Source organism: Pedobacter folensis (genome assembly GCF_056490665.1).
Genome location: NZ_JBWJIF010000003.1, coordinates 188373 through 211287 on the forward strand (window position 1 = coordinate 188373; position 22915 = coordinate 211287).

Consider the following 22915-nt stretch of genomic DNA (forward strand, 5'->3'; position numbering starts at 1 on the left):
AATTCTCTAAATTTATAATCATCAGGTTAATCTGTTAACGGATCAGAATTCACTAACAAAATAGTATACATATGGAAAAAGAATCGAACGATATTAGCAAGTGCCCGTTTCATAATGGCAGCATGAAAAGTAATGTAGGTGGTGGCGGTACCAGAAATGGTGACTGGTGGCCAAAGCAGTTAAAGTTGAGCATTTTACGCCAGCATTCTAATTTATCCAATCCAATGGATGGTGAATTTAATTATGCCGAAGCTTTTAAAAGTTTAGATTTAGCCGCCCTAAAAGCAGACCTTCATGCACTGATGACCGATTCGCAAGATTGGTGGCCGGCAGATTTCGGTCACTATGGAGGTTTATTTATCCGCATGGCATGGCACAGCGCCGGAACTTACCGGGTAGGCGATGGTCGTGGTGGTGCCGGTGCCGGATTACAACGTTTTGCACCGCTGAACAGCTGGCCAGACAATGTGAGCCTTGATAAAGCCCGCAGATTACTTTGGCCAATTAAACAAAAATACGGGCGCAAAATTTCGTGGGCAGATTTAATGATTTTAACCGGGAATATCGCTTTGGAATCGATGGGTTTTAAAACCTTTGGTTTTGCCGGTGGGCGCGAGGATGTCTGGGAAGCAGACGAATCGGTATATTGGGGTTCAGAAACAACCTGGCTGGGTGGCGATCTTCGTTACGCACATGGTTCTGACGGCGCAAATAAGGCACATGGAGTAGTGGTTACTGATGATGATGCCGATGGCGATGTGCACTCCCGTAATTTAGAAAAACCATTGGCAGCGGTGCAGATGGGATTAATATATGTAAATCCTGAGGGACCAGATGGAAATCCAGATCCAATTCTTGCCGCTAAAGATATCCGCGATACTTTTGGCCGCATGGCGATGGATGATGAAGAAACGGTAGCATTAATTGCTGGCGGACACACCTTTGGTAAAACCCATGGTGCAGCTTCGGCCGATCATGTGGGCAAAGAGCCTGAGGCCGCTGGTATCGAAAGCCAGGGTTTTGGCTGGAACAATAGTTATGCTTCTGGTAAAGGTGCAGATGCCATTACGAGTGGATTAGAAGTAATCTGGACCACAACACCAACGCAATGGAGTAATAACTTTTTCGAAAACCTGTTTGGATTTGAATGGGAATTATCAAAAAGCCCTGCTGGTGCACATCAGTGGAAAGCTGTAAATGCAGAAGCCATTATTCCTGATGCATTTGATGGAACAAAAAAACACCTGCCAACGATGCTGACCACCGATCTTTCTTTAAGATTCGACCCGGCATATGAAAAAATATCAAGACGTTTCTTAGAAAACCCCGATCAGTTTGCTGATGCATTTGCAAGAGCCTGGTTTAAATTAACCCACCGCGATATGGGACCTCTGGCGCGTTACCTGGGACCAGATGTACCACAGGAAGAATTGCTTTGGCAGGATCCAATACCTGCGGTTAACCATGCATTGATCAATGAAAGTGATATTGCCGCATTAAAAGCAAAAGTACTGGCTTCGGGATTGAGTGTGGCCGAACTGGTTTCTACCGCATGGGCATCAGCTTCTACTTTCCGCGGTTCTGATAAACGTGGTGGTGCCAATGGTGCACGGATCCGTTTGGCTCCGCAAAAAGATTGGGCTGTTAACAATCCTCCGCAATTACAAAAAGTATTGGGCGTATTAGAAGGAATCCAACAAGAATTTAATGGAGCACAAGTTGATGGCAAAAAAGTTTCGCTTGCCGATTTAATTGTACTGGCGGGTGCTGCTGCAGTAGAAAAAGCTGCAGGGCATTCAGTTACCGTTCCTTTTGCACCAGGCCGAATGGATGCTTCGCAAGAACAAACCGATGTAGAATCTTTTGGTTATTTAGCGCCTGTTGCTGATGGTTTCCGTAACTACCGTAATTCAAAATCTCCGGTTCCTACAGAAGAATTCCTGATTGATAAAGCCCAGTTGCTTACTTTAACAGCACCTGAATTAACGGTGTTAATAGGCGGCTTACGTGCGCTCGATACCAATTTCGATGGTTCTAAAAATGGGATCTTGACTACAAGACCAGGTCAGCTGACCAACGACTTCTTTGTAAATCTATTAGATATGGAAACCGCATGGAAAGCCATTGCCGAAGATAAGGAACTTTACATTGGAAGCAGCCGTGCTACGGGTCAGCCAAAATGGACCGCAACCCGTGCCGATCTGGTATTTGGTTCTAATGCCGAGCTTAGGGCAATTGCAGAGGTATACGCAAGCACAGATGCGCAAGGTAAATTCGTAAAAGACTTTGTGGCTGCATGGAATAAAGTAATGAATTTAGATCGTTTTGATTTGAATTAATTTTAAATACACGATACGTTAATAAGGCACCGCAATTTTACGGTGCCTTATGTTTTTACAATTACCTCATCGAAAGGTGAGTAATCTAAATATTAGGGTTTCAGGAAGTAAAAATCAATTTGATAATTCCGTAACTAATTACGTAATTTGTTTTATTAAAATAATTAAGGATGAATAATCACTTGTTAAAAACAGATGAAAACATTTACATTATCGGTAATGGTGTAATTGCTAAAGGATTAGCGGTTGCTTTATCTTTAAAGGGTAAGAATGTAACAATCATCCGGGGAAGCGTTGATCATGAAAAAGCATACCAGGAAAATATTGAGGTAAACACCGGAGCACAAAGTTATAATGCAATAATAACTGTTAGTACTTTTAGTAACCACTCCACATTAAACGGGTTAATTTTGTTGGCTAATAAGTCTTTTGGAAATGAACAATTGGCAAAGAAGCTAAAATATATGAACAAATCAATGCCAATCATTTTCCTTCAAAATGGGCTAGGGGTTGAAGATCCGTTTATAGCAAATGGTTTTACCCAGCTCTACCGCTGTGTGCTCATGGCTACCAGTCAGGCAATCGGAAAAAGTAACGTGACCTTAAAGGTGGTGGCACCTTCACCTATCGGAATCATCAAAGGGTTTGATCAAAATTTACAGGAAATTGTATCACAAATTAACACTGAGCTCTTCTCCTTTAGAACCGAAAAAAATATTCAGAACCTGATATGGAAAAAAGTTATTAGCAATTGTGTATTTAATTCCATCTGCCCTTTACTGGAAATTGATAATGGTGTTTTCCATAGAAATCCTGCCGCACTTGAAATCGGAAAAAAAGTAATCAGCGAGTGCATTACTGTAGCCAATACGAATCATATCGCGTTAACAGCAGATGAGGTACTTCAAAATGTGCTGATGATCAGTAAAATGTCTGACGGGCAAAAAATATCTACTTACCAGGATATCTTACAAAAGCGGGAAACAGAGATTGGAACTTTAAATTTCTCGGTAGCAAAGTTGGGGCACCTTTCAGGTCACAGCCTACCTATTACTTCACTTTTAGGTGAAATGACGAAGCTAAAATCTGAGCTTTTTAGAGAATAACGCACTTTTCCTAAAATTTATTTAATAAATAAGATTTAACTAAAACAAATCTCAAACTTATTTGTCTTTTAATTTCATTAGTTTGTTTGGTTTGGTCTTATCCGTGGATGCTGATAAGACAAAATAATTGGCCTCATAGCAATATGGGGCTTTCTCATTTAAATACAGTAATCACCCATAACACCACAATTAGAAAACTAATGTCTATTCTTTTTTAAAAAAAAACTAAAATTTTTTACCCAATGCTTAAAATCAGACTTAAGTAGGTGAGGGATAATGGATTTCGGTTGGGCTATTTTTGATTGACCCGGAATATCTATTCAAAAATTTTGGCTGCTGTAAAAGTAATCATACTGTAATCGGATTTATACGATCGGGTATTTCTAGGCATCAAAATATTATTCTTGATTTTGTGATAAAATATTTAATATTGAGTTGATAAATCGTTTTATCAACAACCGAATATGATGATGAGCTTAGGTGCATTTATGCCTTATGGTGTAGTATATGTCTGTGTAGTTTATTTGCGTGTAGTTTTTAAACAGTTTAAAAATACGATCTCCATCACGCAATGACCTTTAACCCAAAGCCTTCTGATTAACATGATTATTTGCCGTCAATTGTTTTTATTGAATAATTGATAAAACGTTTTAGCTGCTAGCAGTTGAATTATATTATTAACTAACCATTTACTAAACCTAAAACCGATGAAAATCAATCTACTAAAGATTTCAGGGCTTTCCGTGCTTTTTTTGCTCAATGGCCCTGTTTTTTCGATGAATTTGGTTGCTGAAAAATCCGAAGGGTTTTCCAAGCTAAGTATGCCTTTAGTGCATATCCAAAACCGAAAAGTAATTACAGGAACCGTATCAGACGAAAAAAACATGCCTATTCCAGGAGTGGGCATCAAAAACATTTCTTCAGGTAAAACTGCTGTAACTGATGAAGCGGGTAAATTCAGCATTGAGGCCAACCCAAACGATGTGATCCGTTTTTCTTATGTGGGCTATCAAAATAAAGATGTTACGGTAGGCAATGAAGCCAATATTAGCGTTAAAATGGTACCTGCCGAGGCCAATAAGTTAGATGAAGTAGTGGTAATTGGTTATGGATCGGTGAAAAAAACAGACCTTACCGGTTCTGTTGGTGTGGTAAAAGCCAGCGAACTACAGGAACGTCCGTCTTCATCCCTAAACCAGGCACTAGCTGGCCGTATTTCCGGTGTACAGGTCAATACCAACTCGGGTAGGCCAGGCGGTCAGACCAACATTAAAATCCGTGGATTTAGCTCCATCAACACGAGTAACAATCCGCTTTATGTGGTAGATGGTGTGGCTTTGCCGGTGGGGTCGCAAACGCAGAACAGTAACGCTATCGATTACATTAACCCTAGCGATATCGCTTCAGTAGAGGTATTAAAGGATGCTTCTTCGACGGCCATATACGGCGCAAGGGGAGCCAACGGCGTAATTTTAATTACCACCAAAAAAGGAACAGCAAATGCCCAGCGCATTACCTATGATGCAGATTTTGGCGTAAATACGCTGGCGGCACATCATGTGAAGATGCTTGATGCTTTTGAGTATGTTAAAGTGCAGGACCTGGCTTACGAGAATATTAAAGTTTACGATCCGGTAGGATGGGCAGCAGGAAATTATGCATCTACACCTGTTCCAAAAGCATCGAGAATAGCCTTGCCTCAGTTTTTCGATAGCAACGGAAACCCATTATATAACACCGATTGGTTAAAAGAATCTACACAGAACAAACTTTCGCAAAATCACCAGCTGGGTTTTACAGGTGGAAACGAAAATAGCACCTACGGCGTTTTTGCAGGTTATCGCGATGACCAGGGACTTTTATTGAACTCTTATTTAAAACGTTATTCGGGCAGATTTAATTTCGATAGTAAAATTAAACCCTGGTTAAAAGTCGGCGGTAATTTGAGCTACAATAACCAGGATGAAAACATAGTTGATCAGGGAACAGGTGGTTTAAACTCAGTCCGCATGATTACCGAAGCATTTCCTTTTCTTCCAATCAAACTGGCAGATGGCAAGTGGGGCGATAATAAACTGATTCCATGGGCAGAAGGAGGCTCCAATCCGGTGCATATCTTAACTGATCAGAAATATGGAATGATCACTCAAACCGCTTTGGGAAGCATTTATTCTACCATTAGCTTTAATAAAGATTTAGAGTTTCGTACCCAGTTAGGGGCTAATGTTGTAAGCCGCAACATCAATGAATATAACGCAAAACAATTATACGGCATATCTGACGGACAAAACGGAACAGCAAATGTGACCAATGACCGTGAAACCTTCTGGTCATTAGAAAACTATTTAACCTATAACAAACGTTTTGCCGAATCGCATGCCATTAATGCCTTGTTGGGTATCTCCTGGCAGGCCACCAGTTTCTTCAGCAATACCAGTCATGCGGAGAATTTTGTAACCGATTTTTACGGGAACAATAATATGGGCTCTGGGAGTAAATCGATTACGGTGGGCTCCAGCCGCAACAGATCGGCTTTTAACTCTTATTTTGGAAGATTAAACTATGCCTTTAAAGATAAATACCTGGTTACTTTTACGGGTAGGGTTGATGGATCATCCAAATTCGGAGAGAACCATAAATTCGCCTTTTTCCCTTCGGCAGCACTGGCCTGGAAAGCTTCAGACGAAGATTTTCTGAAAGGGAACAAAACCATTTCAAACTTAAAACTAAGAACCAGTTACGGTTTAAGTGGTAATTCAGAACTTCCTGCTTATCAGTCTTTAGCCACACTGGTTAATAACTCAGCCATTATTAATGATGGTAAGGTAACCGGTATTGGTATAGGTCGTTTAGCAAATCCTGATCTGGTTTGGGAAAAAACAGCACAGGTTGATGCTGGTTTAGAATTGGGTTTGTTTAACAACCGAATTAATTTAGAGGCCGATCTTTATTACAGAAAAACAACCGATATGTTATTAGATGCTCCTGTACCACGTACCACGGGATACTCGGTAATCAGAAAAAATATCGGGTCTATGCAGAACAAGGGTTTAGATTTAGGGATTAATACGGTAAACGTACAAACTGACGATTTTACCTGGAAAACCAGCTTTAACATCTCCCTTAACCGCAATAAGGTACTTTCTTTGGCTACGCCTGACGATATTTTTGGTGTGGGTAATCCAAATTTTACCAATCAAACGGGTATTATCAGGGTAGGTGAGCCTGTGGGCTCATTCTGGGGACTGGTGCGTTTAGGAACCTGGAGCGAAGCCGAAAGGGCAGAAGCAGCCAAATATGTCAGTTACCGCGGTGGTAAAACTTTGCTTCCGGGCGATATTAAATATTTGGATGTAAACGGCGACCATGCCATTACAGATGCCGACCGTCAGATTATTGGTAACGGAACGCCAAAAGGCTGGGGATCGTTTGGCAACTCATTCCGTTATAAAAATTTAGAGCTGATTGTAGAGCTCCAATACTCATATGGTAATGATGTGTTGAATATGACCCATCACTCCGGTGAAGACAGACAGGTACAGGCCAATAGTTTTGCCAGCGTATTAAATGCCTGGACTCCTCAGAACCAGGATACACCGATTGCCGCCATCAGGGATCAATCTGCCGGATATGTAACCAACGTTGATACCCATTGGTTAGAAGACGGTTCTTTCATCCGCGGTAAAAATCTTTTACTCGGTTATACTTTTGATAAAACACTTGTCGAAAAATTACGCCTAAGCAAGCTCCGCGTTTATGCATCTGTTCAGAATTTCTTCCTGGCCACCAAGTATACCGGTAACGACCCTGAGGTAACCACTTATGGAAATGCATTTGCACAAGGCCAAACATTTTTCGATTATCCAAAGCCCACTACTTTCATGGTAGGCTTAAACATTGGATTATAAACATTAACTAAAGAAAGGATATCAAAATGAAAATAAACATAAAAAATATCGCTGCTTTGTTGTTGCTAAGCAGTGCTATCATCGGGAACTCGGGATGTAAGAAGTTTTTAGATGAAACAGATCCCACCAATCTTTCGCCCAGCAGTTTTTATACTTTACCAGAACATGCAGAAGCAGGTATTGCCGCGGTTTATGCAGAAATCAGGTTTATAGGTGCCGGTGCTGGTATTTATTCCAACAACTGGCAAATGCTGGATGCACCAACGGGGATACAATCAACTGAAACCGCGCAAAACTCCGATCTCAATAATTTATATTCTCTGATTTATGATGGAACAAACCTTCATGTTAACCAAACCTGGAATGGTTTCTATAAGGTAATTGCGCAAACCAACCTGGTGTTGGATAAAGTTCCGGGCATTAACCCGATGGATAATGCACAGAAAAAAAGGATTTTAGGCGAGGCATCTTTCATCAGGGCCTGGGCCTACTTTTACCTGGTGCGTTTATGGGGTGATGTACCTTTGATTACAAAACCGATTACCAGTCCTAACGATCCCAATTTTTCTCCTTCACGCACACCTCAGGAACAGGTTTACAAACAGATTGTTGATGATCTGGTGGCTGCAGAGGCAGCTGGTTTGCCTTTTATGGATGCAAGTGGGCGTGTTTCTACAGCAGCCATTAAATCTGAACTGGCAAAAGTATATTTAACTATGGCCGGACAGCCCCTTAACAAAGGTGCAGCTTATTATAAATTAGCTGCAGATAAAGCGAAAGAGGTCATCGATTATTCAACCGGAAACCCGGCATTACTCGGTTTGTTTCCAGCTTATGGAGCATTGCACGATGCAAAGAATGACAATAAAGTAGAGCATTTATTCGGCATCCAGTATAATGACGCTGCCGGATTTGGCAACCCCTTACAGTCGTCGTACCTGCCATTGCACCAGCCATTGGTTTCTAAAATTGATGGAATTGGAACTTCTATCCCAACTGCCAGTTTTTATGGCTCGTATGAGGCCGGAGATTTAAGGGCAAAAAACCGAGATGGTTATTTCTTTACCGACTATTATACCGATGGCTTTAAAATGCCGCTGATTAACCGTGGTAAGCCTTATGTTTTTAAACATTTCGATCTGATTGCAAATGGAACGTTAGGGGTAGAGGGTACCAGTAGAAGCGATCTGAATATTCCACAAATACGTTATGCAGAAACACTCTTAATTTATGCTGAAGCGCAGAACAGGGCAGATGGTAGTCCGAATCTTGCGGCCTACGCTGCGGTAAATGCAGTGCGGAAAAGAGCACAACTGGCTGATCTGGCAGGTTTGGGCCAGACACAGTTTGAAGAAGCCGTATGGAGAGAGCGCTGGCACGAGTTATGTTACGAAGGCATTACCTGGTTTGATATGGTGAGGTTGCGTAAAGTGTATAACGAAACCACTAATGGTTTCGATAATTTTGTTGGCCACATTAATAAAAGTGTAAACCAGCCTTTGCAAACCAAACATTTGTTGTTCCCGATTCCGACTTCGGAAATCAAAAATAATCCTAACCTGACTCCAAATCCAGGTTACTAAGCAGGTATTATAGTGGTTGGTGTTACATCGACCATAAATAAAAAAACGGGTGTCCGATATGAGGCACCCGTTTTTGTTTCAATAACGTTATTTATTGTCCTTCCATTTCCTAAACCTAAGAATTATCATCTATATCGTTGACTGGAAATGAATGGTTCCTTGTTTTTGGCACCTTTTGTCCCGCTTTTCCTCCTGCCAATTTGAAGGAAATTGGCATCCGTTTCAATCGGGTTTATTTAACTCAAGCCAGTGCAAGAACTGAAACTTTTCCTCCGCAGATAGATGAATCTCAAATTTTCCCAAGCCCACCATCAATAAAGGCAAGCTCTTCCTTACTGATCTCTAACTCCATTGCAGCTGCATTTGATACCGCTTGCTCAGCATTCCTGGCACCTGCCAGTACAACGGTGATGCCTTGTTGAAGCGTTGTCCAGCGCAGGACCAATTGCGCAATGCTGGCATTTTTCTCTTTTGCCAATGGCGAAATGCGCTCGAGAAATGTTTTAACAGCGTCAAGATCAAACTGACTAAAATATCCATTGCGGTGGTCGTCAGCTTTAAGTTTTTCTTTTTCAAAATACTTGCCCGATAACAGCCCTCTTTCCATTGGGCTATAGGCAATAATGCCGATATTATTTTCCAATGTGTAAGGGATTAAATCTTCCTGGATAGCCCTGTTGAGCATACTAAATGGTACCTGGTTTGATGCTGGCAGATGTACAGCAGCAGCTTTTTCCAGCAGTGCATGATCAGCATTCGAAAGCCCGGCAGCCAGTATTTTGCCATCTTTAATGAGCTGTGCCATGGCCTCCATCACCTCATCTATCTCGTTTGTTGGATCGGGCCAGTGTTGCTGAAGAAGATCAATATAATCCGTTTGCAGGCGTTTAAGACTGTCTTCAACCTCTTTAATAATCGATGCCTTTGTAGCGTAGCGATAAATGGGTACCGCTTTACCATCGTTTTGTGCATCAAAAAAATGTTCGCCTGAACCGTTGTTGCTACCGTCCCAAACCAGGCCGAATTTGGTTAATAATTGTATTTTAGTTCGGTCGTACCCTTTAATGGCTTCACCGATTAGCGCTTCACTAAGTCCAAAGCCATAAAAAGGAGCCGTATCAATTGTCGTTATTCCATTTTCTATTGATGCTTTAATTGATTCGATAGAATCCTTTTTTTCGTTTCCTCCCCACATATTGCCACCGATAGCAAAGGCGCCATATGCGATTGCTGATAACTCCAGCGGTGTATTTCCTAGTTTTCTGTATTCCATGATATGTACTATTTTTTGTGAAGGCAAAATTTCACAAATAGCTGCTATTATCAAAATAAGTTAAATTGCATGATGGTATCAGAAAAATGATAGCATTGGGCGCTGTTCTTGAAAAGGAAAGGTTCTCCGGCTCCGCTCTTCATGACAAACGTATTCCGTGTTCGCTGCGCTTCCGTGGCTAAGTAAATCACACTAACAAGAGCCGTGTTTAACTGTGCCATCTGTGGTTCATCGAGCACATAAATATAAAACCCTGAAATTAATTACATCGTTGTAAATTCAATCTGACGCAGATTTAGGGCTTATTCTGATTATAGTTTTTTATATCTGGCGCTGCGGGTTTTTATATTAGATAAAATAAGTCTAACCAAATCATCCATGTTCAAGAGTCAAGCAAGGCAGCCATTTGCCAGCGTTATTCCTTTTTTTCAGGCTAATATCCATTTCAATTTGAGCAGCCGATTTGCTATTTAACTTATTGTGATCTGAAATTTCACAGGTAATCATTAACTAAACTATAACTATGAGTAAAATTTATAACCAAAGAGGAGTATTGCTATACCTCGGGCGTATCTGCGCAGGTAAAGCAAAAATTTTAGCGGTTTTGCTGCTGGTGCTATCCGGGAGTTTTAGCGCTTTTGCCCAAACCGTTATTGTGGGTACCATTAAAGATAATAAAGGGATCACACTTCCGGGCGTAAGTGTAAGGGTAAAAAATACATCGGTCGGAACCTTAACCGATGCTGCGGGTAAGTATAGCATAAAGGCTCCCGATGGCAACCAAACCCTGGTATTCACCTTTATCGGTTTTACCACACAGGAAGTTGCCTTAAATGGGCGAAGCACCATCAATATTACGATGGATGACGGTGCACAAGGCCTTAATGATGTAGTGGTCATCGGATATGGTACTGCACAGAAAAAAGATGTTACCGGTGCGGTTTCGAGCATTAAAGCCACGCAGCTGGAAAATGAAAATCCAAATAGTGTTACCGATATCCTTCGTGGTAACATCCCGGGTTTAACGGTTGGTTTTAACAATAGCGCTAAAGGTGGCGGAGATCTGCTCGTACGCGGAAAAACAACGCTAACGGGGACCACAACACCGCTGATTGTGTTAGATGGGGTTATTTTTATCGGTCAGCTGTCTGATATTAACCCTAATGATATTGAATCGGTTGATGTACTTAAGGATGCAAGTTCGCTTGCGGTTTATGGCGCAAAAGCAGCAACCGGTGTAGTCGCCATTACCACCAAAAAAGGAAAAAGTGGCGCACCAACCATTACCGTTAATACAAACTTTGGCATGGCTACCCTGGCTCAAGATCAACCTGTGTATGATGGTCCGGGTTTTCTCAACTGGCGTGCCGATGTACAACGCAGTGGTGGGGTAAATCCACCTTACATTTACAACGATCCGAATAACCTGCCAGAAGGCGTAACGCTTACCCAATGGTTAAACGGGCAAACCACCACCAATCCAACCGATCTTTGGTTAAGCCGTCTGGGTCTTTTGGCTAACGAAAAGGCCAATTATCTTGCCGGAAAAACAACCGATTGGTACGATATGCTTTTTGTTACCGGCCAACGCCAGGATCATACCCTCAGCCTCAGCGGGAAAAAAGAAGAGGTTTCCTATTACATGTCCTTAGGTTATCTTAAAAACGAAAGCATTATTGCCGGAGGAGGCTTCAGTACCTTCCGTACCCGGTTAAATCTGGAAGGTAAAGCGGCTAAGTTTTTAACGCTGGGTATGAATCTGCAATTTGCCGACCGCGATGAGGGAGCTATTGAAGCCCAGTTTTCGCAACTGCCAGATTTATCTCCTTACGGCGATTTTTATAATGCAGATGGCTCTTTAAGAAGAATCCCTACCGATGATAACGGCCTCAATGCCCGTAATCCTTTTCTCGACCGGACTTATAATTCAAGGTTGCAAAAACAAAGCACTTTGTTCGGTAGTCTTTATGCCAAAGTGCAATTGCCGTTTGGTATCACTTACCAGGCTAATTTTAGTCCGGGTTTAGATCAGTACCGCACCTTTAATCACCAGTCTTCTAAAAATCCAAATGTAACCATACCTGGTGGTTCAGCATCGAGGGCTCAGGAAACCCGGTACAACTGGCAGCTGGATAACCTCTTAAAATGGAACCGGACTATTGCAACAGATCATAACATTGATGTAACGCTATTGGTTAATGCCGAGAAATATTCTACCTGGTATACCATCGCCAGTAATGAAGGCTTTGCACCAACTGATGTATTGGGATTTCATAACATTCAAAGCGGTAACAAACCAACCGTAAGCAGCGATGATAAAGTTTACACGGGCGATGCTTTACTGGCCAGGGTGAATTATTCGTACAAAGGCCGGTATGCTTTAACAGGCTCTATCCGTCGAGATGGATATTCTGCTTTTGGAGCCTCTAAAAAACGGGCTAATTTCCCTGCAGCGGCAGTAGCCTGGACCGTAAGTGAAGAAAGCTTTTTGAAACCGGTTAAATGGATCGACTTTTTAAAACTGCGCCTATCTTATGGTATCAATGGAAACAGAGAAATCAGGGATGCGAACAACGTCATTGATCCATATGTTGCCATCCAGACTTTAACCGGAGGCAAGTATCAATCCGTTAGCGGCAGCGGTACACCAGGAGAGGTGAATACCGTCGTAAATAGCCCGCGTTTGGGTAATCCAAACCTGGAATGGGAAAAGACAAAATCGTTGAATCTTGGTTTGGATTTTGGATTTTTGAACAATAGAATCAACGGATCTATTGAACTTTATGATAAGAAAACATCAGATCTTTTAATCGGCCAGTCCTTGTCATCTGCATCGGGTTATGCAAATGTTATTGCCAATTTAGGTCGTGTAAATAACAGGGGTTTTGAGCTGAGCATCACCAGTAAAAACTTCACAGGTGGAAATATTACCTGGAGCACTTCAGCAAACCTGTCGCTTAACCGCAATAAAATTGTTGGCCTGGCCACACCGAATGATGATCCGGGTAACGGATGGTTTATCGGTAAAGACATCGATGTAATTTGGGAGTATCAAATTTTAGGCGTATGGCAGGAAAATGAAGTAGCAGAAGCCAATAAATTTAACAAGGGCATTAAGCCAGGTGATTTTAAATTATTGGATGTGGATGGAAATTATGTGTACAACGACCTGGATAAACAGTTTATCGGCTACAAAAGCCCAAGGTTCAATTGGTCGTTCCGCAACGATTTTAATATCTATAAAAATTTCGATTTTTCATTCCAGCTTATCTCAAGCTGGGGACAGCTTAGGGCCGATAACCAGACCAAAAACCAACCCGGAAGTGTAGGTTTTGGCCGATCGAGCTCTTATGTTATCCCTTATTGGACACCAGGTAATCCCCTTAATGATTATGCCCGCCTAAACTCGGGTTTAAGTGGGGTTAGTTTTAATGCTTACCGTAAAAGCTCGTTCATCAGGTTAAATACCATTGCACTCGCCTATAGCCTGCCTAAAGATTTTCTGGGCAAACTCAGGATACAAAATGCAAAAATATATGCCAATGTAAGTAATGCAGGTGTATATGCCCCCAATTGGAACCAATGGGATCCGCAAACTGCAGATAATAACGGAAATCCTGTTCCAACACCTAGAGTTTACACTTTCGGACTGAATGTTACCCTTTAAAAAATGAAGAAGATGAATATCACATATAAAAAAATAATTCCGTTTGTGGCCCTGGCCCTTCTGCTGTCGGCAAATGGATGTAAAAAATCAAATCTCGATTCAGAATTATTGTCGCAACTGGAACCGCAAACCGCTTTGACGAGTGTAGCGGCGATGAAAGCGGCAATAGCAGGCATTGGAGCCAATGTGAGGAGAGAATTTACCGGCGATATGGCACCCATCGTTACCGAATCTATCTTTTCGGAAGTAGCTGTTGATGGAACAACGGATAAAACCACACAAGCCCAGGATATGGATACCCGGATAACACCCGATGCCAACCTGGATAACCCCGATTTTAACAGGATTGGGTTTTACTGGACTGAAGGTTTTAGAGGGGTACGTATGGCCAATACCGTTATTACCTATATCGACAATGTAACCTATAAAGATGAGGCCGAAAAAAATGCTATTCTTAGTGCCGCCTATTTTTACCGTGCCTATTACTATTACCGTTTGGTACACCAATTTGGCGATGTGCCATTGAATTTAAAAGACATCACCTCCCCTAAACTGGATTATTTTTCTACCCGTCGTGAGGTGATATTAAAAAAAATGCAGGAAGATCTTTTATTTGCCGAAAAATGGTTGAAAGATAATGTAGACCGAGGTGATGTAACCAAAGGTGCGTGCAGCCACCTGCTGACCAAAGTTAACCTTGCTTTGGGTGATTTTGATGCAGCCATCACCTCAGCCAACAATGTCATCAACAGTGGGACGTATAGCTTAATGCGGAACCGTTTCGGGAGTACCGCTGGTGATGCCAGTAAAAATGTGGTGTGGGATTTGCACCGGATGGATAACAAGGCCATTCCTGCCAATCGTGAGGCACTTTTTTTAACCATCGACAGAGAAACGCTTGCAGGTGCTACCGATTTGGGATCGCAGGTAATGCGGAACTGTGTACCTGCCTGGCATTTTGCCAATTTGAAAACGCCATCTGGTGCCACCCAGGCCATTGTTGATGGCGTTAATGTAGAAATACCCTTAACTTTAATGTACGGCAGGGGAATTGGACGCTACCGTGGTACCGCCTATAGTACCAAAAATATCTGGACAGATAATACCGATTATCGCCACGCACCGGGCATGTGGATGAACATGACCGACCTGGTGTATAACAATCCAGCTATTAAAACAGGAAGTAACGTTGCTGAAAGAGCGTTATATGGCAAACCTCTGGTAGATGTGACCCCCGGCAATGTAAATAACATGTTTCTGAACAAAGGTTTAGATACCATCCGCCATTTTTTCGGCTGGCCACACTATAAAACTTTTATCAATTCTACCAATGCACTTGCGGCTGATAAATATTGGACGCCGCCAAGAGGAACCAATACCGACTGGTATATCTTCCGTTTGGCCGAAACCTATCTGTTAAGAGCTGAAGCCTACTATTGGAAAGGTAATCTCGCTTTGGCCATGGCAGATTTAAACCAGGTACGCTCGCGGGCCAATGCAGCTTTGCTAACCGATGCTTCGGCAATTAACATTGGTACCATACTGGACGAAAGAGCAAGAGAGCTGTTTTATGAGGAGCCGCGAAAAACAGAACTTACCCGCATTGCCTATATCTTCGCAACGACTGGAAAACCTGCCTACAACGGAAAAACCTATAACCTTGCCTCCTTCTCTGATAATAATTTCTTTTATGACAGGATTATCGAAAAGAACGATTTTTACCGCAATAAGGTACCTACTGTATTGGGCGTAAACTTCAGAATTTCTCCATACCACGTGCTTTGGCCGGTTCCGGCAGCAGCGCAGCGTTTTAATACAGAAGGCCGCATCAATCAAAATAAAGGATACACCGGTTACGAGAACAATGTTCCGGCCCTGGATAAGATTCCATAGATAGTTAATTTTTTAGCGGGTTAGTGCTTAGTTATATATAATAAACACTAACCCCTAATCCCTAACCTATAAAAGGTTAAGAGGCACCAAACGCTAACCATATTGTAACGCTTAAACATCCTTTACCTATGGAAAATAAACCTGTTACATTAAAATTAATTGCAAAAGAATTAAAACTGTCTATTTCTACCGTTTCCAAATCGTTAAAAGATTATCCACGGATTAAAGAGAGTACCAGGCTACGGGTTAAAGAACTCGCCGCCAGTTTAAATTTTACGCCTGATATTTCTGCGCTAAGGCTTAGAGATCGTAAATCGAGGATTATTGGCATTATACTACCCAATCTTTCCGACCATTTTTTTACGCGTAGCATTTATGGTATGGAACAGCTGGCTACAACAAACGGTTACAATATTATTATCAGTCAATCGCACGATAATTTTGAAATGGAGGTGACCGCTGCGGCCACGCTTTTAGGATCGAGGGTTGATGGATTAATTGTTGCCATTTCCAAACATACCTCTGATTTCGCCCACCTCGATCAATTCGAGAAAATCGGGATTCCTGTGGTTTATTATACCCGCAATCCGAGCTTTAACCTTAACTGCCATAAAGTATTAGGTAATACCCATCAGGGGTGTTATATGGCTACAGAATACCTGATTAACCGCGGGCACAAAAGAGTAGCTTACCTGGGTGGACCAAAAATGGTTAATTTCAGTCACGATCGATTCTCCGGATACATTAATGCACTTAAAGATAACGAAATCCCTTTTAATGCCAACCATGTGGCCTATACCGATTTTGATGATGAAAATACCCTGGCAGCCATTAAAAACCTTTTTAACGATCCTGAAAACGGACCGACAGCTTTAGTGGCTTTTAAAGAAAAGTTGTTGTTCGATACGATTAAATTTTTACGTTCAGTTGAGCATCCTTATGCTAAAAAACTCGAATGTATTGGTTTCGGTAACGATCCCATTATTACTTATCTCAGCACTCCGCCAATTGCTTCGATCGAAGAAAATCCCGAGGCCTTAGGCGAACAGGCTGTTATGTTACTGGTGAAACTCATTAATGGCGATATTGAAGCCAGGGATTATAAAAAAGTAATTGTGAACTGCAGTTTAAAAATCCACGAATCTTACGCCCTGTTATAAAATAAGGTTTTCCAATACATTAATCGAAAATATTTCAATCGTTGTAACATCAGTTAAATCCCATTTAGCTGTTTTTAAGGTCGTTGTCGTCTGTTTGGGATTACATTTTTGATTAGGTTAGGGTATCAGATCAAGCTAACCCAAGAATAAAAAACAGCGACCAAATTAAATCCGTAATAAACTATCAAGGATAGGATATTGCATTTCACCCGAAAAAAAATCACTAACCAAATTTAAATCTAAACTAAAATTAACATGAGTCAGAAAATGAATTCAACGCATTTTATTGCATCACTAGTGCTTATATTTTCCCTTAGCCTTTATGGTTGCCAGAAAGAAAAAGTAGCAGAATCAATCCCCGAAAACATCGATGTTGCCGCGCAATCAAATGCAAAAGCGACTACAGAAGCTATTCCAAGTAGTATCAATACCGGTTTTACCCATGCTGATGGTACATACACCTATGGCGAGGCCAGTGCCGATTTTGGTGGCGCAACCTTAACAGGCTGGAACGAAAGCAGGGCTTACATTTCGGGCAATTGGGCCAGGGCTACCCTTGCACCTAATTCTGTTTCGAATGGTTTAATCGCAGGTGCTGATATATCAGATGGTTCAGCATACGAGGCTACCTTTAAAGTACGTTTCCATAGCCAGTTCGATTGGAGCAGGGGTGGAAAAGTTGGCTTCGGCTTCCTGATCGGGGAGGGTAACACCGGATGCGACATTGCCAGCGACGGGAACGGAGGAAGTTTGCGTTTAATGTGGTACAATACCGGCAGCCGTGTGTTTTTTCAGCCCTATGTTTACCACAGAGATATGGCAGGCCCTTGCGGCGATACTTTCGGCAAGTCTTACCCTTCATCGGGTAGCCTGGTAAAAGGCGATACTTATACCGTTCATCTTTATGTGAAAAGTAATACCGGATCGAATAAAAATGGGCAGGTACAAGTAATCATCAATGGAACAACGGTATTGGATCAATCTATCCGCTGGACGACCAATGATGCACAACGTTTAATTAAGAGGTTATCATTCCACAATTTTAGAGGTGGAAAAGATGTCGCCGTTTGGGGCTCAAGCCAAACCAGCTATATTTATTTCGATGATCTTGTGGTGAATAAGATTCAATAATTTAAAAGATTATCAAGTATAGAATCCTTAAATAAAGTCGTCATCTCGACTGAAGCGCAGCGAAATGGAGAGATCTATAGTAGTTAGATTTAGCTTCGCTGAGCACTACGTGGTTCTCGGCTGCGTTGCACTCCGCTCGAAATGACGACCTTTTGCCAATTTGTAAACAGTTTATGTGCTTTAATTGTTTATCTCGACATGACAATCGCATCCAATGAGTAATTAAAAAATCCCTTTTTTAATCAATTACCGCTTTACCACTTCAGCCTTTACATTTTTGAAGTTGTTCTCCCCAATCATATTGTCAAAAGGAGCAACACTTTGCATTACTGGTGAAGGGTATCTTTTGGTATCGAATTTCCCTGTCCAGTCTGCATCCTTACTATCGCCAAGCAATATCCCGGTTGTGGCATTCGATAGGGTATTATTTTTTATTGTACAATTGCTTGCTGCGATATAAAAACCAACTTCTTCTTTTCCTTTTGCCATGCCATACATTAACCGAATGGCCGTTTGGATGCCATCAATTTTATTGTTGATCACCATGTGCCCCGTTCCATTAATCCTGATGCCGCCTGTACCGCCTTTAAATGTATTATCGGCAATTACACAATCATGTCCGCCACGCATCACCAATTCCCCGTCGTTATCTTCGAAATAATTGTTCAGGTATTTATTGCCACTGCTTTTATTGCTAATCACTTCGTTTTCGCCATTACACCGGATAAACCTGTTTTTACGTACAGTACTTTCGGGACGCTGATTTCCCAGCAATACCGGGTCTTGACCTACCTGCACACACTCACCACCATTACCATTTGGCCAGCTCACTTTCACTTTATCACTAAAAATATTGTTTTCAATCAGCGTGAATTTCGGATAAGATTCTTTGGTGATTTTAACCTGCACATCCTGGTTATCGACATTTGCCACAAAACTACAGCCTTCTACAACATTATTGCTGCCATTACCCGATACGACAACTAAGGGCGTAAACTGCGATTGAACCTGATTTGCAGAAAAATTACAGCCTGATATCCTGCAATTGTTGCTGGTGTTTAACTCAATGAGCAAACCCGTTTTGCTTAGTACCGCATTTTTGAAATTAATTCCCTTTATAAAAATATAATCTCCGGAAATTTTAAAAACCGGTTTAGTAATGCTCCCTGAAAAAGTAACCAATCCCGATTTTTCTGCACGGATAATAATCGGTTTGGCCAGACTACCTTTAGCGCTGATGGCTATTGCCCAATTGTTATAATTCCCGTTTTTAATTTCTACCTCATCGCCCGGAACCAAAATAGATTCAATTGCCTTAAATTCCTGTTCACTGCTGATATGGTAAACTTTAGCAGCAATTTTTTGGGTAAAAACAAGAAAAAAGAAAATATAGGTAACGAATTTTTGGATCATTTTTAGCAGCTATTTATTGTTAATCAAACATACTAAAGCAAAGGGGTATATCACACTTACTAAAAGGTTTTTATCAGTAATTTTACAGCCTTTAACCAGTGTATAGGCGGTTTTTAAGACGATTCGTAAATTGAGTTTAAAAAAATAAAAGGCGCAAGAAGGCTTTTTTAATTTATTAGGCTTATTTTTGCGCCAAATTATAGAACCACACAGGCGATTAATTCATACCTGTGCGCCTCGACAATCATTAGAAAAACTAATATTTTACCAATGACAAACGACAAAAAAGAAATATTCGAAAGCGTAGCACAACGTTTAAAAATTGAAGGTTTTAATGTAGTAAACCGTGATGAAACCCGTCCTTGGGGAGGTTTCTTTGTAATAGACGAAGCGCAGGCGCAACAATTTGCCGATACTTATTTTGATGGTTTAAATGTTGAAGACCTTAAAATTGGTGGTAAATTAAGCCCGAAAATTTTAATCGTTGCACCAAATACACGTCTTTCGTGGCAATATCACCACCGCAGAGCTGAAATCTGGCAAGTGGTTACGGGTACTGTTGGTATCAAAACCAGCCAAACTGATGAAGAAGGTGAAGTGAAAAAATACGCACCAAAAGACCAGATCAAATTACAACAAGGCGAACGCCACCGTTTAATTGGTTTGGAAGACTGGGGAGTTGTGGCTGAAATATGGCAACATACTGATGCTTCAAACCCATCAGATGAAAGCGATATCGTACGTGTTCAAGACGATTTCGGCAGATAATAGAATAATTAAAAATGGAATCCTGTTCTATACCCTGGAACAGGATTCTTTTTGTCTAAACGCTTAAACCAGCCTAGTTTTTATACACCATGAAAAACTAAACGCCCTCAAAATACGTTTATATAGCATACACCCCATACATGATCATCTTCATTTTTTTTCTTTGCCATTGGTTTTTATCCCTGTTTAGCCAAACCTTTTTCCTTCACCGTTACTCATCACACAAGATGTTTAAAATGGAGCTTTTTTGGGAACGGTTTTTCTACCTGGTATTGCTGATTTCGCAGGGTTCTTCATTTTTAAACCCGCGTGCATATGCCATTCTGCACCGGATGCACCACGCCTACAGCGACACAGAGAAAGATCCACATTCTCCACATTTTTTTAAGGATGTTTTCGGGATGATGATTGCAACGAAAAATATGTACATGAATTACCTGCAATTTAAGATACAGCCAGAACCAGCTTTTCAGGGGAATTATCCAGAATGGCCGATGGTTGATAAGATTGGAAATTCATGGGCCTGGAGAATTGCATGCGGGCTGTTTTATATCGGCTTTTATTTGGCTTTTGCCAATTACTGGTGGATGTATTTATTGTTGCCTATTCACTTCTTAATGGGACCGCTGCATGGCGCAATTGTAAACTGGTGTGGTCATAAATATGGCTATTCAAATCATGATAATGACGACCATAGCAAAAACTCATTACCCTGGGATTTCTTGTTAATGGGTGAACTTTTTCAGAACAACCACCACAAAAAACCAAACAGTCCTAACTTTGCTACCAAATGGTGGGAATTTGATCCAACCTATCCGGTAATGAAGGTATTGCACTGGATGCGTATTATTAAGATCAGAAAGGTTTAAGGAGAGGTTGAAAACATATTTAGCTAATTAATTTGCTACCCTGAGCGTAAGCAAAGGGTTGTTACGTAACTATAAGGTCTGTGTCATCACAGACCATTTTTTTTGCCCTATTTGGTTCACTCAATAGGCCTTGTCTTTTTTCGCCACGGAACCACTGAAATCACGGAATTAACGGTGCAAATTGTCATCCTGAGCCCGTTAAAGGAATAGTATAAATTTCCTTTGATGATTCTCCTTCGATGCTGTATTGCACCGTTTTACCCCATCTAAACCCGACAGCAGCGAAAATCCTTTTTGTTTGCAGCAACTTTAATACGCGCTGATGCTGAGGTACGAAGCAGCTGTTTCATAAGCGGCAAATACCTGGTGCCCGCACAAATTACCTCAAAAAGATTGTAGCGAATGGCGGGACTGCCATAGCCGAAACAAACAGCAACATTCTTTTCAAAAAACACACATTTACTTTTAGCCACGGATGCACGGAAATCACGGAGAATATCCCGGGGTTTTTACAATAAAATCCTTTTTGCTTATCTTACCGTATATAGGGCAATCTGGTTTAAATAAATTTCCATTCTGATGATCAACTTCCTCAAAATTGTTTTCTCGGCCTTGCTGGTTTTTATGTGTTATAAGGTAATTGCTACCTCGCTGGAGAGTAACCTGTTCGATCAATGGGACTTTCTAGGCAGCATCCCCTGGATGCGCGCCACATTGTGGGATTTTTATACTAACATCTTCATTATCAACCTTTGGATGTTTTATAAAGAAAAAAGCATTATTCTTAAAATCTCTATGACCATTTTGTTCGTATGTTTAGGTAGCATAGCAACCTTAGCCTATGTTTTAGTGCATTTATTCAAACTAAAAGATGGCGAAGGTGTTAAAGAATTACTGATTAAGGCATAGGATGTAGGATTGAGGGTGTGGGGCTTTTGCTTTGAAGTTTAATAAGCTTGCTAGTTGGGCTTTTTGGCCTTAAACCTTTTACCTTAAACCTTATGCCGCAAACCAAACATCTACTTATTATAGCCCTCATCTCTCTTATTGCCTGTTGTTTAATTATGGCCCTGGTTTGGCTCTGGGCAAAAAAAATCAAAAATGCCGGAGTAGTTGATGTTTTTTGGGCATTGAATTTTCCGGTAATTACACTGATTACTTTTTTTCTGTCGGACGGATTTGATCCCCGCAAAATTTTAATCTGTGGTATGTTTTTAATCGCCGAGCTCAGGCTGGGCATGCACCTTTGGCAGCGCGTTATTGGTCATTTAGATGAAGAAGAGGGCCGGTATGTGCAACTTCGTAAAGAATGGGGCGACAAAGCGGACCGGAATTTCTTTATATTTTTTCAATTTCAGGCGATATCCAATGTTATCCTGGCCATTCCGTTTTTTATTATTACGGCCAATCCTTCACAAGCTATTTCTAGTTTAGAATATATTGGCGCTGCGGTTTGGGTAATTGCATTCTTTGGTGAAATGATTGCCGACAGGCAGCTTGCTGCATTTAAAAAAGATCCGGGTAACAAAGGTAAAGTGTGCGATACCGGATTATGGTACTACAGCCGGCATCCAAACTATTTTTTCGAATGGTTAACCTGGATGGCTTATTTCATTTTTGCCCTGGCCTCGCCCTGGGGTATCCTGGCCATCATCAGCCCTGCTATTATTTTATATTTATTAACCCGGGTTACCGGCGTTCCGAATAATGAAGAGCAAAATTTACGGAGCAAACCTGTAGCTTATCACAAATATCAACAAACAACGAGCGCTTTTTTTCCGTGGTTTAAGAAGAAATAATTGAAA

General features: G+C 41.2%; 14 protein-coding genes. 12 read left to right on the forward strand and 2 right to left on the reverse strand.

The annotated features are described in order from the left end of the window. Positions 1–71: 71 nt before the first annotated feature. From katG to AC04QZ_RS15415, 4 genes are all read left to right on the forward strand, one after another. Positions 72–2339 (forward strand): catalase/peroxidase HPI, encoded by a 2268-nt coding sequence (katG, locus tag AC04QZ_RS15400; protein WP_478358485.1) that lies wholly within the window; start codon positions 72–74, stop codon positions 2337–2339. Positions 2340–2509: 170 nt separating this feature from the next. Then, a complete protein-coding gene (locus AC04QZ_RS15405; RefSeq protein ID WP_478358486.1) occupies positions 2510–3445 on the forward strand; it encodes a ketopantoate reductase family protein in 936 nt (311 codons plus the stop codon). 707 nt (positions 3446–4152) lie between these two features. Next, positions 4153–7353, forward strand: coding sequence for a SusC/RagA family TonB-linked outer membrane protein (locus AC04QZ_RS15410; protein ID WP_478358487.1), 3201 nt, complete (start codon positions 4153–4155; stop codon positions 7351–7353). Between the two features lie 26 nt (positions 7354–7379). Continuing rightward, positions 7380–8936, forward strand: a complete 1557-nt coding sequence (locus tag AC04QZ_RS15415; protein WP_478358488.1) for a RagB/SusD family nutrient uptake outer membrane protein — start codon at positions 7380–7382, stop codon at positions 8934–8936. 289 nt (positions 8937–9225) lie between these two features. Here AC04QZ_RS15415 and AC04QZ_RS15420 read toward each other — a convergent pair whose 3' ends face one another. After that, positions 9226–10209, reverse strand: a complete 984-nt coding sequence (locus tag AC04QZ_RS15420; RefSeq protein ID WP_478358489.1) for an aldo/keto reductase — start codon at positions 10207–10209, stop codon at positions 9226–9228. A 523-nt stretch (positions 10210–10732) separates the two neighbouring features. Between AC04QZ_RS15420 and AC04QZ_RS15425 the strand changes: the two genes are divergently transcribed. The 4 genes from AC04QZ_RS15425 to AC04QZ_RS15440 all read left to right on the forward strand — a co-directional run bounded on the left by AC04QZ_RS15425 (position 10733) and on the right by AC04QZ_RS15440 (position 18060). Further along, entirely contained in the window at positions 10733–13876 is a 3144-nt protein-coding gene (locus AC04QZ_RS15425; RefSeq protein ID WP_478358490.1) for a SusC/RagA family TonB-linked outer membrane protein, read from the forward strand. A 12-nt stretch (positions 13877–13888) separates the two neighbouring features. After that, complete coding sequence (locus tag AC04QZ_RS15430) at positions 13889–15769, forward strand: RagB/SusD family nutrient uptake outer membrane protein (RefSeq protein WP_478358491.1); 1881 nt, start codon at positions 13889–13891, stop codon at positions 15767–15769. A gap of 128 nt (positions 15770–15897) precedes the next feature. After that, entirely contained in the window at positions 15898–16929 is a 1032-nt protein-coding gene (locus tag AC04QZ_RS15435) for a LacI family DNA-binding transcriptional regulator (RefSeq protein WP_478358492.1), read from the forward strand. A gap of 255 nt (positions 16930–17184) precedes the next feature. Beyond that, entirely contained in the window at positions 17185–18060 is an 876-nt protein-coding gene (locus tag AC04QZ_RS15440) for a polysaccharide lyase (protein WP_086544826.1), read from the forward strand. Positions 18061–18306: 246 nt separating this feature from the next. Here the strand turns inward: AC04QZ_RS15440 and AC04QZ_RS15445 are convergent, their stop codons facing one another. Continuing rightward, positions 18307–19473, reverse strand: coding sequence for a chondroitinase-B domain-containing protein (locus tag AC04QZ_RS15445; RefSeq protein ID WP_478358493.1), 1167 nt, complete (start codon positions 19471–19473; stop codon positions 18307–18309). Positions 19474–19743: 270 nt separating this feature from the next. On the opposite strand from AC04QZ_RS15445, the gene AC04QZ_RS15450 reads away from it, so the two are divergent. From AC04QZ_RS15450 to AC04QZ_RS15465, 4 genes are all read left to right on the forward strand, one after another. After that, the gene (locus AC04QZ_RS15450; RefSeq protein ID WP_025142534.1) at positions 19744–20241 is read left to right on the forward strand and encodes a cupin domain-containing protein; all 498 of its coding nucleotides are present in this window, start codon (positions 19744–19746) and stop codon (positions 20239–20241) included. A 140-nt stretch (positions 20242–20381) separates the two neighbouring features. Further along, entirely contained in the window at positions 20382–21110 is a 729-nt protein-coding gene (locus AC04QZ_RS15455) for an acyl-CoA desaturase (protein WP_478358494.1), read from the forward strand. 579 nt (positions 21111–21689) lie between these two features. Continuing rightward, a complete protein-coding gene (locus AC04QZ_RS15460) occupies positions 21690–22019 on the forward strand; it encodes a DUF1475 family protein (protein WP_478358495.1) in 330 nt (109 codons plus the stop codon). A 92-nt stretch (positions 22020–22111) separates the two neighbouring features. After that, positions 22112–22909: a DUF1295 domain-containing protein gene (locus AC04QZ_RS15465; protein WP_478358496.1), complete on the forward strand. Its 798-nt coding sequence runs from the start codon at positions 22112–22114 to the stop codon at positions 22907–22909. Positions 22910–22915: the final 6 nt, after the last annotated feature.

What these genes read in the sequence shown, in the direction of transcription:
- katG (WP_478358485.1), top strand. Translation starts at nt 72, where the DNA reads ATGGAAAAAGAATCGAACGATATTAGCAAGTGCCCGTTTCATAATGGC.
- AC04QZ_RS15405 (WP_478358486.1), top strand. Translation starts at nt 2,510, where the DNA reads ATGAATAATCACTTGTTAAAAACAGATGAAAACATTTACATTATCGGT.
- AC04QZ_RS15410 (WP_478358487.1), top strand. Translation starts at nt 4,153, where the DNA reads ATGAAAATCAATCTACTAAAGATTTCAGGGCTTTCCGTGCTTTTTTTG.
- AC04QZ_RS15415 (WP_478358488.1), top strand. Translation starts at nt 7,380, where the DNA reads ATGAAAATAAACATAAAAAATATCGCTGCTTTGTTGTTGCTAAGCAGT.
- AC04QZ_RS15420 (WP_478358489.1), bottom strand. Translation starts at nt 10,209, where the DNA reads ATGGAATACAGAAAACTAGGAAATACACCGCTGGAGTTATCAGCAATC.
- AC04QZ_RS15425 (WP_478358490.1), top strand. Translation starts at nt 10,733, where the DNA reads ATGAGTAAAATTTATAACCAAAGAGGAGTATTGCTATACCTCGGGCGT.
- AC04QZ_RS15430 (WP_478358491.1), top strand. Translation starts at nt 13,889, where the DNA reads ATGAATATCACATATAAAAAAATAATTCCGTTTGTGGCCCTGGCCCTT.
- AC04QZ_RS15435 (WP_478358492.1), top strand. Translation starts at nt 15,898, where the DNA reads ATGGAAAATAAACCTGTTACATTAAAATTAATTGCAAAAGAATTAAAA.
- AC04QZ_RS15440 (WP_086544826.1), top strand. Translation starts at nt 17,185, where the DNA reads ATGAGTCAGAAAATGAATTCAACGCATTTTATTGCATCACTAGTGCTT.
- AC04QZ_RS15445 (WP_478358493.1), bottom strand. Translation starts at nt 19,473, where the DNA reads ATGATCCAAAAATTCGTTACCTATATTTTCTTTTTTCTTGTTTTTACC.
- AC04QZ_RS15450 (WP_025142534.1), top strand. Translation starts at nt 19,744, where the DNA reads ATGACAAACGACAAAAAAGAAATATTCGAAAGCGTAGCACAACGTTTA.
- AC04QZ_RS15455 (WP_478358494.1), top strand. Translation starts at nt 20,382, where the DNA reads ATGATCATCTTCATTTTTTTTCTTTGCCATTGGTTTTTATCCCTGTTT.
- AC04QZ_RS15460 (WP_478358495.1), top strand. Translation starts at nt 21,690, where the DNA reads ATGATCAACTTCCTCAAAATTGTTTTCTCGGCCTTGCTGGTTTTTATG.
- AC04QZ_RS15465 (WP_478358496.1), top strand. Translation starts at nt 22,112, where the DNA reads ATGCCGCAAACCAAACATCTACTTATTATAGCCCTCATCTCTCTTATT.